We start from the raw sequence: 15,095 nt of genomic DNA on the forward strand, positions 1-15,095 counted from the left end.
GCCGTTCCTGGTGGACTGAAAGGGCGAGGCGGGCTCGCGTTCATCGAGTCGTCTGAGCGGGCACTATCCGCGCGGGCGGTGCGGAGAGCGCGGATATCCCGGTCAGCGACCGCGAGCGCGCCGAGGGCTTTCAACTCTACCCTGCAGTAGCGGTCCCAATTACTGCTAGCGAGTGCGCCGAGGGCTTTCAACTCCCAGTAGATCCTGCGGTCACTGATTCAGCTAGCGAGCGCGTCTGCGCTTTCAACGCCCAACCTGATCGACACAAGTCCGTTCCCGTTTCAGGGGAGCATGTTCAGCGCGTCGCGGACGAACGGCTTGGGGTCGTCCAGTCGCAGGTAGTCGAACCGGGGATGCTCGCGGAGCGATTCGAAGACGTCGGAAAACGCCTCGCGGCGGTCGGGGCGCTCGACGAGTTCCTCGTCGTCGAAGAGTACGCTGTGGAGGTACGACACCTCGCCGCGGAGGAGGTGGCCGGCGATGCCGACCTCGTAGTCGTCGTCGATCTGATCGCGCTCCCCGCGGGCGAGTTGCCAGTAGTGATACGGGAAGTCCGCGCCGGTCCGCACGGAGAACGGGAGCGACGACCACAGGCGCGGGTTGATCTCCATGAGTTCGAACTCGCCGGTCTCGTCGTTGCGGAGGAACTCGACCATCGCGAGGCCGTGCCAGTCGAGTTCGTCGAGCAGCGCACGACCCGACGCTTCGAGTTCCGGGATCGACACCGACTCGCGGAACGAACTCGGGCCGCCGGCGTAGTTGTACGCGCGGACCTGCCGGTGCTGGAAGGTAGAGACGGCCTCGCCCTCGTCGTAGAGGGCGAAGAAGCCGTACTCGTCGGTCGTCGGGAGGAACTCCTGGACGATGGGTGTGTGGCCGTTCTGCCGGCGGATCGTCTCGACGTCTGGTTTGTCGCCGTTGAGGTACTGGGTGGAGGGCGGGTCGCGGGACTTCTCGGGCGGGTAGTCGTCGAGGTAGGCGTCGGCCAGCAGCGTGTAGCGGCCCTTGACGATCCACTCGCGGTCCCAGTCGTCGACGTCGTCGAGGAGGCGCGTGTCGGGGACGGCGACGCCGGCGCGCTCGGCGGCGTCGAACAGTTGGACGCGGTCCTGGACCTGTTCGAGGCCGTCCTTGGTCGGCCATTGGGCCTCGACGTGGGGAGTGAACTCCTCGCGATAGCGCGCGAGGACGTACACGTCCTCCTCGCGGACCGGCAGGATCGTCAGCACGTCCGGACGCATCGCGAGAGCGAGCAGGGCGTCCTTGTAGGCGACCAGATCGTCGTGGGGCGAGGGGACGACGAGGGTCTCGCCGGCGTAGCGCGAGTGGAACGCCGCGGCGTCGTCGTCCTCGGAGACGACGATCGTGTGGATGCCCCGTTTCCCGAGCGACCGGACGCAGGCCACGCTGCTCGGCGCGTCGATCGCCGGCACGACCACCGAACGTGGCCCGTCTGCAGGATCGATACTCATCTCCTCGCCGATTCACGCGAGCGTACCGTTAGTATAGACCGCTGGACCGCGAGAAAGGCGTGCCTACTGTGCCGATCCCGACCGACCGATCAGGCTTCGGTGGCGTCGTCGATGCGCGCCCACTGGTCGTCCGAGAGGTCGACCTCGACGGCGTCGAGGTTCTCGTCGAGCTGGTCGACGGTGCGCGCGCCGATGATCGGGACGCAGGTGAACCGCTCGTGGTCCATCAGCCAGCGCAGAGAGACCTGCGCGGGCGTCGCGTCGACCTCGTCGGCGACCGCGCGGATCTCGTCGAGGACGTCCCACGCCTGGTCGTCGAGGTACCAATCGGTGAAGTGCTCGTCGAGGTCGCCCCGCGAGCCGTCGGGCGTCTTCACCTCGCCGTCGCCGACGCGCTCGTACTTGCCGGTGAGGAACCCGCCGTGCAGCGGCGAGTACGGGCAGACGGCCAAGTCCTGATCGGCGCAGACGTCGAGGTACTCCGAGACCGGGTCGCGGTAGGTCGCCGAGTACTGGGGCTGGGTGACGGTGAACGCCTCGTAGTTGTTGACGTCGGCCTCCCAGAGGCCCTTCGTGAGCTTCCAGGCGTCACAGGAGGAGATGCCGACGTAGTGGACCTTCCCCTCGCTGATCAGGTCGTCGACCGTCCGGAGCGCGTGGGCGATGTCGACGTCGTCGTCGAAGCGGTGGAAGTACAGGACGTCGAGGTAGTCGGTGCCGAGTTTCTCCAGCGACCCCTCGACCTCCGCGCGGATGTTCTTCCGCGAGAGGTTCTCCTGGAACCGCGAGACGTCCGACCAGTAGCACTTCGAGGCGATGACGTAGTCCTCGCGGTCGCGGTCGTCGAGCCACTCGCCGATCCACTTCTCGCTGCGGCCCTCGCCGTAGCCGTTGGCGGTGTCGATGAAGTTGCCGCCGCGCTCCTCCAGCGCGTCGAGCAGTTCGTGGGCCTCCTCGCGGTCGGTCTCCATCACGCCGTCGTCGTGTTCGAGGCCGAACCGCCACGTTCCGAAACAGATAGGCGACACTTCCAGTCCCGTCGAGCCGAGTCTGACGTACTCCATACTGCGACAGTGTGAGGCGCAGGTGAAAGTCGATTGGGTCCCGGAAGCCCGTTCCGGTCGTTCCGGCCGCCGCGTTCAGCCGCGAACACCCGGGAAATCGATCCCGGTCCCCCTCGCTACTCAGTCCCGGAGCATCCCGGAGACGAGGCGGGTCACGCCGTCGGCCATGGGTCCGTCGAGGTCGAGCGCGGACTTGTGGCGCTGGACCTGTCCGTGCGCGGTGCTCATCGCCTCCATGAGGACGGGGTTGCTCTCGACGGCGTAGAACGTCCGGAGTTCCGGGGCGAACTTCGCCTTGTACTCGTTGACGCTCCGGGCGCCCGCGCCGACGAGGTCGTAGTACGAGCGACCGTCATCCATCGCCTCGGTCATGACGTGCCAGTCGAGCAGGTCGTTGACCGCGACCGACACCTCGCGGTGGGGGCTGACGCCCCCGAACCAGCGGTAGACGGTGTCGTCGTCGGCGACCACGAGGATCCCCCCCGCGAACTCGCCGTCGACGTGACAGACGTACGGCGCGATGGCGTCGTCGGGGAGCGACCGGGCGAGCGCGGCGACGAACTCGGTCGGGACGGAGACTGCCTCGCCCTGCTCGCGGTAGCGGCGCGCGACCTGGTCGAGGATCACGCGGACGTCGCCGGCGTCGCCGCGACTGATCTCGAAGGCGTCCGCGTCGGCGTCGCGGATGTTCCGCCGGGCGTCGCTGCTGAACCGGGAGAGGAGGTCGTCCTCGTCGGTCAGTTCGACGACGTAGGAGTAGTTGAGTTCGACCGAGTGGCCGTCCCACTGGAAGGGCCTGACGTCGTCGTACAGCGGCGTCGTCTCGACCCGGGTCACGAGCGGGTCGATCCGCTCGTCGACGTACTCGAGCGACCCCTCGATGAACCGCTCGTGGCGGCGCTCGGCCTTCCGCCGCGAGAGCTTCGCCATGTTCAGACACGCCGGGCCGAGGTAGTCGACCCACGTCCCCGGCGGCGGGGAGAAAGCCATCCGTATCGGCCCCTTCTCCAGTTCGAACAGCGGGAAGACTCCCACCGGCTCCTGTCCCTTGTATCCGACCAGCGCGTGCAGCGTCGCGCCGGTGTAGTCGGCCAGGTGTTCGAGGACGGCCGACCGGTGGAAGACCGTCGCCTCCGGCGATCGTCGCACGTGTCGATCCCACTCGTCGAAGTCGTCGGCGGTGATCCGCGTGATGTCGATAGTCATGTGTTTTCGATGTACCCCAGTTCTTCGAGTCGCGACTCGACCACACCGTCGTCAGCCTCCCGAACCGGCTCCGCGCGGTCGACGGCCTCGTACCTCCGCTCGCCGACCTCCTCTACAATCGGAAGTACCTCCCCGTCCGTCCGCTCCGGCCGCGCCAGGCCGAACAGCGCGAGGACCGTCGGCGCGACGTCGAACAGGTGCGCGCCGTCGAGCGACGCGTCCGTGTCGACCGCCCCGCCGGCCGCGGCGACGATCCCCTCGCGCTTGTGGTTCCACGGCTCCGAGGGCGGGCCGAACGCGTCGCCGGCCAGCCGCGAGGTGAGCAGGTGGTCGAAGTCGTTCGGCACGACCACGACGTCGACCGCCTCCTCCGCGGCGGGGCCCTCGAAGTACGCCTCCCGCGGGACGACCTCCTCGAAGACCGGCTCGCCGTCGGGCGTCCGCACGGCCGACAGCTTGTCGATAAGTTCCGAGCGCACCGTCTCGTACTCCTCCGGCGGGACCGCCCCCTCGGGTTCGCGCCCGGCGAGGTTGATCCGGATCCCGAGTTCGCTCCGCGAGCGCAGGTAAGCGGTCGACTCGGGGTAGTCGACCTGTTCGGAACCGGAGTCGGCGACGGTCGACGGGACGACCCGGCCGACGGCGTCGGTCAGCCCCAGCGCGTCGAGGACGGTGACCACCCGCTGGGTGGTGATGCCGGCGCGCGCGGCGAGCGCCATCGCCGTATCGAGCGCCGTGGTCTCGGGCTTGCCCGTCTCGCCGCTCGCGAGTCGGGTGTCCCGCACGGTTCCCCACGCGGGCATCCCGTCGCCGCCGCGCCGGGTCGAGAGGTACCCCTCCTCGCGGAGGAACTCGTTGACGCGGAACTCGTAGCCGTCGTACTCGCCCATCCCGTGGTCGCTGACGACGAGGACGGCGTCGGGGTCGTAGCGGTCGAGCAGACGGTCGAGTTCGGCGTCGACCGCGCGGTAGACCGCCTCGACGGCCTTCCACTCCTCGGGATGGCGGTGGAAGACGGTATCCGTCTGCTGGAACTGGATGAACCCGAACTCCGGATCGAACCGGTCGACGAGGTACTCGAAGGCGTCGCCTCGCGCACGGACGACCTCGCGGTGGGCCGCGTAGTCGTCGGCGGTCAGGTCCCCCTCGGGATAGATCCGGTACCTCCCGATGGCCTCCCGGACGTCGTCGAGGATCCCTTCGGGATGGGTCGGCGGGTCCTCTGGGGCCGTGTAGCCGGGAATCAACGCCCCGTCGAACGGTCGCGGCGGGTGAGTCACGGGAACGTTGACGACGACGCTTTCGTGGCCGGCCTCGGAGAGGTACTCCCAGAGGGCGCGCTCGCGCAGGTGCGTCGAGTCGATTACCTCCCAGTCGTAGCCGTCGTACGAGAGGAAGTCGAGACAGCCGTGCTTCCCGGGGTTGGTCCCCGTGAACAGCGACGGCCACGCGCTCGGCGTCCACGGCGGGATCTGCGACTCCAGCGGCCCCTCGGCGCCGCGCTCGAACAGCGACTGGAGCGTCGGCGTGACACCGCTCTCGAACAGCGGACCGAGCACCCGCTCGCAGCCGGCGTCGAGACCGACGAGGAGGCACCGCAGTCCGTTCCCGTTCGCGACCATGAATAGCGGTACCTCCCCACATGTGATTGTAATGGGGAGAATGGTTTCCGATAGCGCGAATGTAACGCTCGATAACACTTGTCTTCTCCGCGCGGAGCCGACGGCGTCCGAGCGGCGGATCTGGCTGTTTCGACCGGTAGAGGGGGACTATCGACCGACCGAGTTCGCCTTTCAGCGACTGCCGTCGCCCGATCGGCGTCGGAGACGGAACCGATCAGTGTCGGAAGCGGCGGCACGCTTCCTCGATAGCTCCACGAGCGAGGTGCTGGTGGACCGGAAGCGCGATCACCTGCTCCGCGAGCCGGGTCGCCGTCCCGTATTCGGGATGGTCGCGGACGGCCTGCGAGAGCCGAGGCCACGCGTACGCGCCCGTGACGCCACAGCGTTCGAGGTCGTCGCGGAATCGCCGCGGTGCGTCGGCGACTACCGGGTAGACCTGCGGACAGACTCCCGGCGGCAGGTCGTCGAACAGCGGTCGCACGTCCGACTGGTCGGCGAGCCCGCGGTCCCACGCGGCGTAGTTCGCGCGTCGTGCCCCGCGGACGGCCGCCGGGTCGATGCGGGCGAGCACGGCGGCTGACAGCTTCGACATGGGCGATTTCGACGCTTCGTATCGCGCCGCTGGGTCCGCGACGGCCGTCTCGCCCTCCGACAGGAATCGGCTGGCGAACTCCCGGAGGCGTTCGGGCTCCCCGATCGCCCGCTTCGCGAGGTCCGTCGCGAGGAACTGCCAGTCATCCGCCTGAAACTGCTCGCGACGACCGGCGGCGTCCGAGCGGCCGACGGTCCCGGCGCGGTCCTCGTCGAGGAACAGACACGCGCCGTCCGGGATGGGGAGCAGTTTGTGGAGGCTCGCGAACCCGAGGTCCCCGCGGGTGCCGAGCAGCGCCCCGTCCGCGACGGAAAAAGCACCGTGGGAGCTGTCGCCGACGAGCAGGCAGTTTCGGTCGTCGGCGAGGTCGCGAAGCGCCGGCAGCGCCGGGTTCGGGAATCCGAAGTAGTCGACGGCGACGACGGCGACCGTGTCCTCGTCCGCGCGCGCGGCGACCTCGGCGGGGTCGGGCGCGAGCGAGCGCGTGACGGGATAGAAGCGCACCTCAAGTCCCAGGTCCGCGAACACCTCGGGGACGGCGTCGGGCAGGTACGCCGGGAGGAGCGCGTTCTCGCCGGGCTCGACGAACGGGGCGAGTCCGTCCCGCAACGCCGCCTTTCCGGATCCGTAGTAGCGGTACTCGTCGGCGCGACTGCGGAGGAACTGGTCCGTGCCGGTCTGGTCCCCCGGGACGATCAGCGACGACGCGAGTGACGGCGACTCCCCCAGCATCGCCCCGTGGTTCGACCGCGGTCGCCTCTGTTATTCGGTCGATACCGGGAGCCACCGACGGGGTGGCGCTGATCAGTTGCCGTCGAATTGCCCGCCGCGACGGTCCCGATGATCCCCCAGATTAGTCGCGCTCGCCGATCCGGAGCGCGACGGCCGCCGCCGTGATCAGGACGAACGCGAGAAGCGAGAGATTCGGGATCGAAAGCCCGACGACGCGCAGTTGCACGGCCGCGCAGCCGCCGCCCAGCGCGCACCGTCCCCCCGATGAAATCTGCAGCCAGGAGTGATAGGCCGCGAGAGTCGCCCCGATCACCGAGAGCGGCAGGACCGTCCGGTTGACGCCGGGCCGGCGTTCGACGAGCGCGACGCCGAAGACCACTACGAGCGGGTACATGAGGATCCGCTGGTACCAGCACAGCTCACAGGGGACCAGCCCCAGGCCGAGCGAGAAGTAGAGGCTCCCCGCCGTGGCGACGGCGGCGACGACACCACCGGCGGCGAGCAGGACTTGCGGGTCAAGGCGATCGATGGACGGCCGGCTCACGCCGGGTGGGTCGCGGCCCGACTCAAAAGAGGTTCCGAGTCGGCGGCGGATACACCGCGCTCCCGATCAGAGTTCGGATTGACCGTTCGATTCGATGCCGGTTTCGGACGGTTTTCCTTCGGACTGGCCGTCCCAGTCGTAGCCGTTCTCCGACAGGCCATCGCGGACGTGCGGGACGTGTTCGGGCTCGATAGGCCCTCTCGGTTCGACCGCCGAACCTCCAGCCGGGACCTCGAACTGGTAGCTGACCACGACGATGACGCCCTCGTCGTCGACTCCCGTGAGTTCGACGAGGAGTTCGCCGTCGTAGGGGTAGACCGCGCAGTTCGTGATCCGGTCGGGTTCGCCCGGCGCCACGGTGTCACTCCCCGCTCGCGATGCAAGCGTCGTCGAGACACCCGCTCGCGCAGCGATACTCGCCGCCGCAGTCGAGACACCGCCACAGGGTTACCGAAGCGTCCTCGGTTTCCGCCGCGACGAGCCGGTGTTTGCGCAAGTCGAGCGCTCGCCTGGACGAACTCATCTCGTGACCCTCCCGGGCTGTCTGTTCGGTTCGCCCTCGCTGTCCCGCACGTCGTAGAAGTGCTCGTCGCAGAGAAACGCCGTCCGGTCGGTGACCTCGTAGGAGACTTCCGAGACGAGGTGCTGGCCGCCCCGCTTCAGCGTCGGCGTCCACGTCGCGAACCCGAAGTGGCCGTCCCGGTCACACACGAGACAGGTCCGTTCGTCCCGGCTGGAGCGTTCGAGCGAGCGGCCGAACTCCTCGAACTCGCAGTTGCGACAGAAGCCGCCTAGCTCGCGATCCGTCACCGTGTCGACGACGGCGCGATTGTATCCGGCCTGCCGTCCGCAGCGAATGCAGTTCCTCGTGTTCCCATCCATTCGTTCGGACTTCGCTATCACTGGAGCAGTGACTAATACGTGAGCACCCCGGTGAAATTGATCGAAGTGTAAACGTCCGTATTGCTGTCGGCCACACCACGTCTACCGAAACTCACCGATACTGTCCGATCGCTGTGACGTTTGCTCTTAACGCTCAAGAGAGACGCTACACCCTCGGCACCCCCGAGCTGTGGCCAGTCGCCGGCCGATCGGAACCGTAGAGCAGCGGCGATCGGGCTGATCGGTGGAGTTAGCCGGTCTCCAGCGGGCCTCTCACTGCCGGTTACTTCGCGGACCGGCGCTGTCAGGAACAGGTCGGAATATAGATAGAGACATATTTCATATAGTATCTCCATCGGTATCAACTCTGATTTCCCGGAGAGAGTGCCGATGCTTCAGGAACGCACCCCGATTTCCACTCGAGTGGGTATTCATGCACACGGTGGCACCAAACACGGCCGTATTAACTGTTTTCGTGGCCATCGAATCAGACCAATATATCGCGGCCAAGACAGAATCAGATCTGAATACGATCCGATTTCTATAAGTCGACAAATACTGACGAACCGGTGTGAGTCGGTAGCCTCGGCAGCCCGAACTGCGGGCGCCGCCGATTCACGACGCGCGGATCGGATGGCGAACGGACAGGGAAGACATGGCTACGCACACGAAACGCGACCGGGTCTGGACGGCGGCGCTTCAGCTCGCGTCTCGGACCGACGAGTTCTCGACGGCGGACGTCTACGCGGAGACGGACGGCGACGATCCGGCGGAGCGGACGGTCCGGGACGTGCTGACGACGATGGCCGCCGAGGAGTGGCTGTGCAAACACACGGCGCCAGAAGACGGACGGCGACTCTACAGCGCGGGGCCGAAACTCGGCGACGCCGCCGAGCGGCTCTCGGAGATGGAAGACTGACCGGCCCGTCGCCTACGTCGGTGGCGCCGAACGGATTTTGCGGCGACGAGAGAACGGAGCGGCGTCGTTAGACGAACCGGAACGTCTCGAGGTTCTTCGGTGCGAAGGTGCGCATGTTGAACTCGTGGTACAGCGCGGAGGAGAGATCCTGCGTCGAGGACTCGTCGCCGTGGACGCAGAGGACCTTCTCGGGCCGGGGGTTCATCGTGCGGACGAAGTTCTCCAGGCCCTGGCGGTCCGCGTGGCCGGAGAAGCCGTCGACCGTCTCGACGTTCATGTTCAGCGAGAGCGTGTTCGCGCGCCCGCCGCCGTTGTTGACCGGGATCTCGTCCCAGCCATTTTGAATGCGGCGACCGAGCGTCCCCTGTGCCTGGTAGCCGACGAAGACCATCGTGCCGTCCTCCTGTCCGCCGACGTGGCGGAGCCAGGACATGATGGGGCCGCCCTCGACCATCCCGGAGGTCGAGAGGACGATGCAGGGGCCGCCGTCCGCGATCTCCTGCCGTTCGTCCTCACCGCCGTCGATGTGGTTGAACTGGTCGGCGAGGAACGGGTTCTCGTCGTCGTGGAAGATGCGGTCGCGCAGGTCGTCGCGGAGGTACTCGGGGTAAGTGGTGTGGATGGCCGTCGCCTCCCAGATCATCCCGTCGAGGTGGACCGGTACCTCTGGGATGTCGCCCTCGCGCATCGCCTCTTCGAGGACGAGCATGATCTCCTGAGAGCGCCCGACGGCGAACGCGGGGATGAGCACCTTGCCGTCACGCTCGATGGTCTCGGCGATGACCTCCTTGAGCTTGCGCTCGGAGTCGGCCTGGTCGGTCTGGTAGTCGTCGCGGCCGCCGTAGGTCGACTCCATGACGAGCGTCTCGACCCGTGGGAACTCGTTGACGGCGCCGTTGAACAGGCGGGTGTCGTCGTAGTGGATGTCGCCGGAGAACGCGACGTTGTAGAGACCGTCGCCGATGTGGAAGTGGGAGATGGCCGACCCGAGGATGTGCCCGGCGTTGTGGAAGGTGAGCTTGATGTCCGGCGCGATGTCGGTCACGTCGCCGTACTCCAGCGGGATGCAGTGTTTGATCGCCTCGCGGACCATCTCGGACTCGTAGGGCGGGGCGCGGCCCTCCTTCGCGGCCACGTCGAGGTAGTCCAGCGTCAGCAGCCCCATCAGGTCACGGGTCGGCTCCGTGCAGTAGATGGGACCGTCGTAGCCGTACTTGAAGAGGAGGGGGATGAGCGCCGAGTGGTCGAGGTGGGCGTGGGTGAGCACGACCGCGTCGAGCGAGGCCGGCCCCGAACCCAGGGCCTCGGGCACCTGAAGGTAGGGCACCTCGTCCTCGGCGCCGGGCTTGTCGCCGCAGTCGATCAGCACGCGCGTCTCGGGCGTCGAGAGGATGAAGCTCGCGCGGCCGACCTCGCGGCAACAGCCCAGCGTCGTGATGCGGACCCACTCGTCGTCGGACATCTCCTCGCGGTGGATCTGCCGGCCGATCCGCTCGAGGATGTCGCGGCGCTCGTCGCGCTCCTGCTTGAGGAAGTTCCGGACGTTGTTGACCGTCGAGGACTCGATCGGCGGCGTGCGGACGACCTCGGGCGTCCAGCCCACTTCCTGCGTGATCTCCCGGAGCGTCGAGCCGTGGCGGCCGATTACCATCCCGGGCTTCTGGGCCTCCACGACGACCTCCCCGGTGTCGTGGTGGAAGTCCAGATCGGTCACGCCCGCGTCCTCGGGGATGATCCCCTCGATGGTCGCGCGGGCGTCCTCGGGCTCGGACAGCTGGCTCGGGTCGGGCCGAACGGTGATGCGCTTGCGGAGCTTCGAGGCGAGCCGCCGGATGAGGTCGCCGTTGCTCGCGAACGTCTTCGGATCGCGGGTGTAGACGACCAGCTCGGGGCCCTCGTAGGTGACCTCCGTGATGGTTATCTCGTTCGGAACTTCCTGTTCGATCTCTGCTCTGATATCGTCGAGTTGCTTGTCTACTTGACTCATAGCTGCGAAAACAGGGTCGAACCGGCCGGCCGCCGGGCTCGACGCGCGCTCGGACGCTCGTCGTCCCGATCGATATCGCCTGCCTGCCGGGATCTGAAAGCAATATTCATAGGTCGGTTTCCCTACTGGCGTAGTCCACTCCGGACCCTACACGGAAGTGTCCGGAAAACCGGCTTACCTCGGTCTAATCTCCCGGTGTTATAAAAGCCTTCGCAAAACAGTAGGCGCTCCAACGAGACGGGCCGATATGCGCCTGACACCCGCCGCCGTCGCCGGAGAGCGCGAGTGGGTCCGCGAGCGCGCGCCTGTCGTCGTCGCGCTGATCAACGCGACTCGCGCGGATCTCGGCGAGCGCTTCGATACCGACGTAGCCAGCGTCGACGCCGAGCGGTACCGCCGGGAGGTCGACGAGGTGTTCGCCGACGGCGACCGCGCGGTCAACGTCGCTGCGCTCGTCGGCCTCCTGCGCGACCTGGACGTCGAGGGCGACTACCCCGGGTTCGTCGTCGACGAGCTCCTCGGCCGCGAACTCGCCGGGACGATCGCCGGCGACCAGCCGCTCCGGCTGCTCGCCGAGGCGACCTTCCACTACGCGGACGTAGCCATCGAGGAAGAGAACGGTCCGGCAGCCGTCGCGGACGGCGACCCCGCCGGACTCGACGATCTGGACGCCGCGCTCGCGGCCGGGTTCCAGACGCGGCTCCCCGGCTGGGAGTGGCGCGAGTCGCCGAGTCCGTTCGCCGTGGATCCGTCCGACGACGGGTGAGTCAGCCCGTCCGACGCGGAGTGAGAACAGTCGGCCGAGTGCCCAGTAGTGTTACTCCCGCAGGAGCGCGTCGCCGTGTCGGTCCTGCAGTCGTCGCAGGTACTCCCGCTGGTCGGCCACGCGCGGGGGCATCCCCTCGTGGACGTGCTCGAACAGGTCGTCGATGTCGGGGGCGGGACGGGATTCAGCCTCCTCGATCGCGTCGGCGACGCGCTCGTCGACCCGCGAGTCGATGGCGTCGATGTCCGCCTCGTCGAGGCGGCCGGTGTCGCGGAGGAACGTCTCCAGCCGGTCGATCGGGTCGCGCTCGCGCCAGTAGGCGACCTCCTCGTCGTCGCGATAGACCTCGGGGTCGTCGGCGGTGGTGTGGGCGCCGTAGCGGTACTCGACGGACTCGATCAGCGTGGGCCGCAGGTCGTCCGGGTCGGGGTCCAGCGCCTTCTCGCGGGCGTAGCGGACGACCGAGTAGACCGCGAGGGGGTCCATCCCGTCGACGCGGACGCCCTCGAACCCGTAGGCGCGGGCCTTCTGCGCGAGCGTCGCGCTCGCGGTCTGGCGGCGCCGGGGGACAGAGATCGCCCACTGGTTGTTGTGACAGAGGAAGACGGCGGGCGCGTCGAAGACGCCAGCGAAGTTCAGCGCCTCGTGGAAGTCACCCTCCGAGGTCGCGCCGTCGCCGAAATGGGAGAGGGCGACCGACTCGTCGCCGCGATGGCGGGCGGCCATCGCCGCGCCCGTCGCGTGGGGAATCTGCGTCGCGATGGGGATGGCCTCCGGGGCGACGGTCGGCCCCTCGGCCGACCCGCTCGGTAGCTCGGCGCCCATCAGCCCGCGGAGGATCGCTGGGAGGTCGAACCCGGCGACGAGCCGGACCGCGTGCTCCCGGTAGGTGGGGAACACCCAGTCGTCGTCCGCGAGCGCGAGCGTGCTGGCGACCTGTCCGGCCTCCTGCCCGCTCATCGGCGCGTAGGTGGCGAGCCGGCCCTGTCGCTGCCAGCTCACCGCCCGCTCGTCGAAGCGCCGGGCGGTCCGCATCGCCTCGTACATCGTCACGAGCGCCTCGTCGGACAGGTCCGGCACCGCCGCCTCGGGGAGGAGGTGCCCGTCGGGGTCGAGGACGCGAACCTCGCCGGTCTCGTCCGCGTAGTCGTTCGTCCGTACCAGGTCGGTGTCTCGTATCGTGCTCATGGTGGGTGCGTGCTGGGTCCGCAGTCGCTGGTCCGGGCGTGTGCGTAGGTGCCCCCACGGCGCACTGGGACCTATCGCGGGTCAGTCGTCTGCGGGTCGATTCCTCGGGGGTCGGTCCGAGCGCTATCGTCGCGTCTGTTCGATCGGTGGCTATCGGCGTGTCGAGTGTCGAACGGCGAAAGAATCCGCCAGCCGTGTGCGAGACCGCGAGCGAACCGCGCCGGAGCGCTCGGAAGCCGGAGCAGTCGCCGTCCGCGCACCACTGGCGGAAGACATACGTGAACCGAGGCGCCATTTCCACTTAACAATTGTGTGGGATTGCGCACCACACCGGACGAACGTCCGCATTTTCGGCCGCAAGCGGCGGGTAAGCGGGCTGTGAGCGGTGCTGCCAGAGTCGCGACAGGGGCGACGGTAGCGACGGCCGGTAGCCAGAGGGCGCCTCAGCGAGTGCTCGCCCAGAGCGCGGCGGAGAAGCGGATCGGGCGTCAGCGAGTCGCCGTCCAGAGGGCGACGTAGAAGAGGAGGGCACCGACGTAGGAGGCGGCGAGCCCCCAGAAGAGCACCATCCAGGCGCCGCCGCTCCCGTGTGCGCCGACGGCGACTGTGCGTCCGAAGGCGACGACCCACGCGCTCGCGAGCGGCGCGCCGACGGCGACCCACCGCAGTCTCGACCGGTCCCGGTCGACGACGCCGAACCCGAGAGCGGGGAACGCGACCAGCGGGACCAGTCCCAAGGTGTAGGCCACCGTATCGGTGTACGACCCGCGATGACCCGCGGCCAGGGCGAGCGTCAACAGCATCGCGGCCACGGCCATCGCCCCGGCGACGCGAGCGCGGTGACGGGCTCGCGGCGTCGCGAAGACGTCGGGAAGGACCCGCTTGACCGTCGTCGCCGTGTCCTCGTAGAACACCCTCGGATACTCGCCGGTCACCTCGTCGTCCTCGGGAGGAGCGTCCGCCGGGGCCGCTCCGGCGTCGCTCGACGCCCCCGCCGCGTCCCCGGAGGGCGTGAACGATTCCCAAGAGACGTAGGCGACACCGACGACCAGCGCAGCGAGAAGGACGAGACCCGGGAGAGCGTACTCGACGAACGCCAGCGCGGTCCACGCGACCACGGTCCCGACCGGGACGAGGACGAGCATCTGGAATCGCCTGTCCGACAGCGGCGACCACTCGTCCGACGGGTCGACTCGCCCGGTGTACCTGAGACAGCCCGCGAGTGCGACGACAAGCGGGACCCACGCGCCGGCCGCCCCCAGGGCCGCGGTCGGGCTCGCCCACGTCAGGACGTCGACCGTCGTCGCGACGGTCGCGACCGCGTCGGGCGTCCCCGGGGCCCCGAACAGCAGGTACGTCCGCGTCGAGATCCGGTCGGACTCCCAGACGAGACGGTCGCCGCGCGTCGTCGCCCCCGGCGGTTCGACGAGCGGTTCGGTCCCGTCGGGACCGTGGACGACGAGCCGGTCAGTCTCGATCTTGGCCGAGTCGTCGGGGTCGCTCTCGTCCAGGCGGCCCTCGCCTTTCTGTCGGTAGAAGCGGTCGAACAACACCGTCTCGCCGAGCCGTCGCGCGTCCATCTCGGCGACGCGGTAGGTGACGACGAGGTCCTCGCCGTCCATCGCGACGCGGAGGTCTCGGCGGTCGAACGCCGGCCGTTCGTCGCGGTCCTCGTACCTCGTCGGGGATCCCTCGGTGAGTTTCGCCCGGACCAGACCGAGGAGGGTCCCGTTCGCGCGGAACTCGTCGACACCGGTCCCGTCGAGCGTCACCTCGGCTTCGACCCGCGCCCCGCCGCTCTCGCGGAGGTACAGGTGCGTCGTGCTCTCGGCGACGGCGACCGAACGATTCGTCTCCTCGGCGACAGCCGACACACCGTCGACGCACTCGTCGCAGACGACCTCCACCGGCGGGAGCCCGGAACACCCGGAGAGGAGCGCCAGGCCGAGCACCGCGACCAGCGCGACTCGCCTGCGGTCGAGTGCGATCATGCCTCCCTTCTCTGTCGACTCGGTGTAAATAATTTCCCCCTGTCACGTGTCCCGGACCGACGACGGTGCGGCCGTCGGTAGTCCGTGCGTTCCCCGGGTCGCCGCGAAAGTCGGTGTGAGACGGGCAACC

14 protein-coding genes are annotated in these 15,095 nt (G+C 68.3%); 2 read left to right on the top strand and 12 right to left on the bottom strand.

What is annotated here, in order from left to right:
• Nucleotides 1-281: 281 nt before the first annotated feature.
• The 9 genes from AB2U09_RS10815 to AB2U09_RS10855 form a co-directional block, all read right to left on the bottom strand.
• Nucleotides 282-1,472, bottom strand: a complete 1,191-nt coding sequence (locus tag AB2U09_RS10815) for a carboxylate--amine ligase (protein ID WP_459192722.1) — start codon at nucleotides 1,470-1,472, stop codon at nucleotides 282-284.
• Nucleotides 1,473-1,561: 89 nt separating this feature from the next.
• The gene (locus AB2U09_RS10820) at nucleotides 1,562-2,536 is read right to left on the bottom strand and encodes an aldo/keto reductase (protein ID WP_459192723.1); all 975 of its coding nucleotides are present in this window, start codon (nucleotides 2,534-2,536) and stop codon (nucleotides 1,562-1,564) included.
• 120 nt (nucleotides 2,537-2,656) lie between these two features.
• Entirely contained in the window at nucleotides 2,657-3,742 is a 1,086-nt protein-coding gene (locus tag AB2U09_RS10825; protein ID WP_459192724.1) for a lipid II:glycine glycyltransferase FemX, read from the bottom strand.
• The gene (locus AB2U09_RS10830) at nucleotides 3,739-5,364 is read right to left on the bottom strand and encodes an alkaline phosphatase family protein (RefSeq protein ID WP_459192725.1); all 1,626 of its coding nucleotides are present in this window, start codon (nucleotides 5,362-5,364) and stop codon (nucleotides 3,739-3,741) included. The genes AB2U09_RS10825 and AB2U09_RS10830 overlap by 4 nt, the downstream gene beginning before the upstream one ends.
• A 214-nt stretch (nucleotides 5,365-5,578) precedes the next feature.
• A complete protein-coding gene (locus AB2U09_RS10835; protein WP_459192726.1) occupies nucleotides 5,579-6,688 on the bottom strand; it encodes a DegT/DnrJ/EryC1/StrS family aminotransferase in 1,110 nt (369 codons plus the stop codon).
• Nucleotides 6,689-6,809: 121 nt separating this feature from the next.
• Nucleotides 6,810-7,232 carry a disulfide bond formation protein B gene (locus tag AB2U09_RS10840; protein ID WP_459192727.1) on the bottom strand — a complete coding sequence of 141 codons (423 nt, stop codon included), beginning with the start codon at nucleotides 7,230-7,232 and terminating at the stop codon, nucleotides 6,810-6,812.
• A 66-nt stretch (nucleotides 7,233-7,298) separates the two neighbouring features.
• Nucleotides 7,299-7,589: a hypothetical protein gene (locus tag AB2U09_RS10845; RefSeq protein ID WP_459192728.1), complete on the bottom strand. Its 291-nt coding sequence runs from the start codon at nucleotides 7,587-7,589 to the stop codon at nucleotides 7,299-7,301.
• A 4-nt stretch (nucleotides 7,590-7,593) separates the two neighbouring features.
• Nucleotides 7,594-7,755 carry a hypothetical protein gene (locus tag AB2U09_RS10850; protein WP_459192729.1) on the bottom strand — a complete coding sequence of 54 codons (162 nt, stop codon included), beginning with the start codon at nucleotides 7,753-7,755 and terminating at the stop codon, nucleotides 7,594-7,596.
• Entirely contained in the window at nucleotides 7,752-8,114 is a 363-nt protein-coding gene (locus tag AB2U09_RS10855; protein ID WP_459192730.1) for a hypothetical protein, read from the bottom strand. The genes AB2U09_RS10850 and AB2U09_RS10855 overlap by 4 nt, the downstream gene beginning before the upstream one ends.
• A gap of 655 nt (nucleotides 8,115-8,769) precedes the next feature.
• Between AB2U09_RS10855 and AB2U09_RS10860 the strand changes: the two genes are divergently transcribed.
• Nucleotides 8,770-9,033 carry a hypothetical protein gene (locus tag AB2U09_RS10860; protein WP_459192731.1) on the top strand — a complete coding sequence of 88 codons (264 nt, stop codon included), beginning with the start codon at nucleotides 8,770-8,772 and terminating at the stop codon, nucleotides 9,031-9,033.
• A 67-nt stretch (nucleotides 9,034-9,100) separates the two neighbouring features.
• Here the strand turns inward: AB2U09_RS10860 and AB2U09_RS10865 are convergent, their stop codons facing one another.
• Nucleotides 9,101-11,020, bottom strand: coding sequence for a beta-CASP ribonuclease aCPSF1 (locus tag AB2U09_RS10865; RefSeq protein WP_459192732.1), 1,920 nt, complete (start codon nucleotides 11,018-11,020; stop codon nucleotides 9,101-9,103).
• Between the two features lie 247 nt (nucleotides 11,021-11,267).
• Here AB2U09_RS10865 and AB2U09_RS10870 point away from each other — a divergent pair, with 247 nt between their 5' ends.
• Nucleotides 11,268-11,786, top strand: a complete 519-nt coding sequence (locus AB2U09_RS10870) for a DUF7984 family protein (RefSeq protein WP_459192733.1) — start codon at nucleotides 11,268-11,270, stop codon at nucleotides 11,784-11,786.
• 51 nt (nucleotides 11,787-11,837) lie between these two features.
• Here the strand turns inward: AB2U09_RS10870 and pdhA are convergent, their stop codons facing one another.
• Nucleotides 11,838-12,974 (bottom strand): pyruvate dehydrogenase (acetyl-transferring) E1 component subunit alpha, encoded by a 1,137-nt coding sequence (gene pdhA, locus AB2U09_RS10875; protein WP_459192734.1) that lies wholly within the window; start codon nucleotides 12,972-12,974, stop codon nucleotides 11,838-11,840.
• A gap of 488 nt (nucleotides 12,975-13,462) precedes the next feature.
• Entirely contained in the window at nucleotides 13,463-14,965 is a 1,503-nt protein-coding gene (locus AB2U09_RS10880) for a hypothetical protein (RefSeq protein ID WP_459192735.1), read from the bottom strand.
• Between the last annotated feature and the right edge of the window lie 130 nt (nucleotides 14,966-15,095).

It is taken from the genome of Halosimplex yunnanense (genome assembly GCF_054504345.1).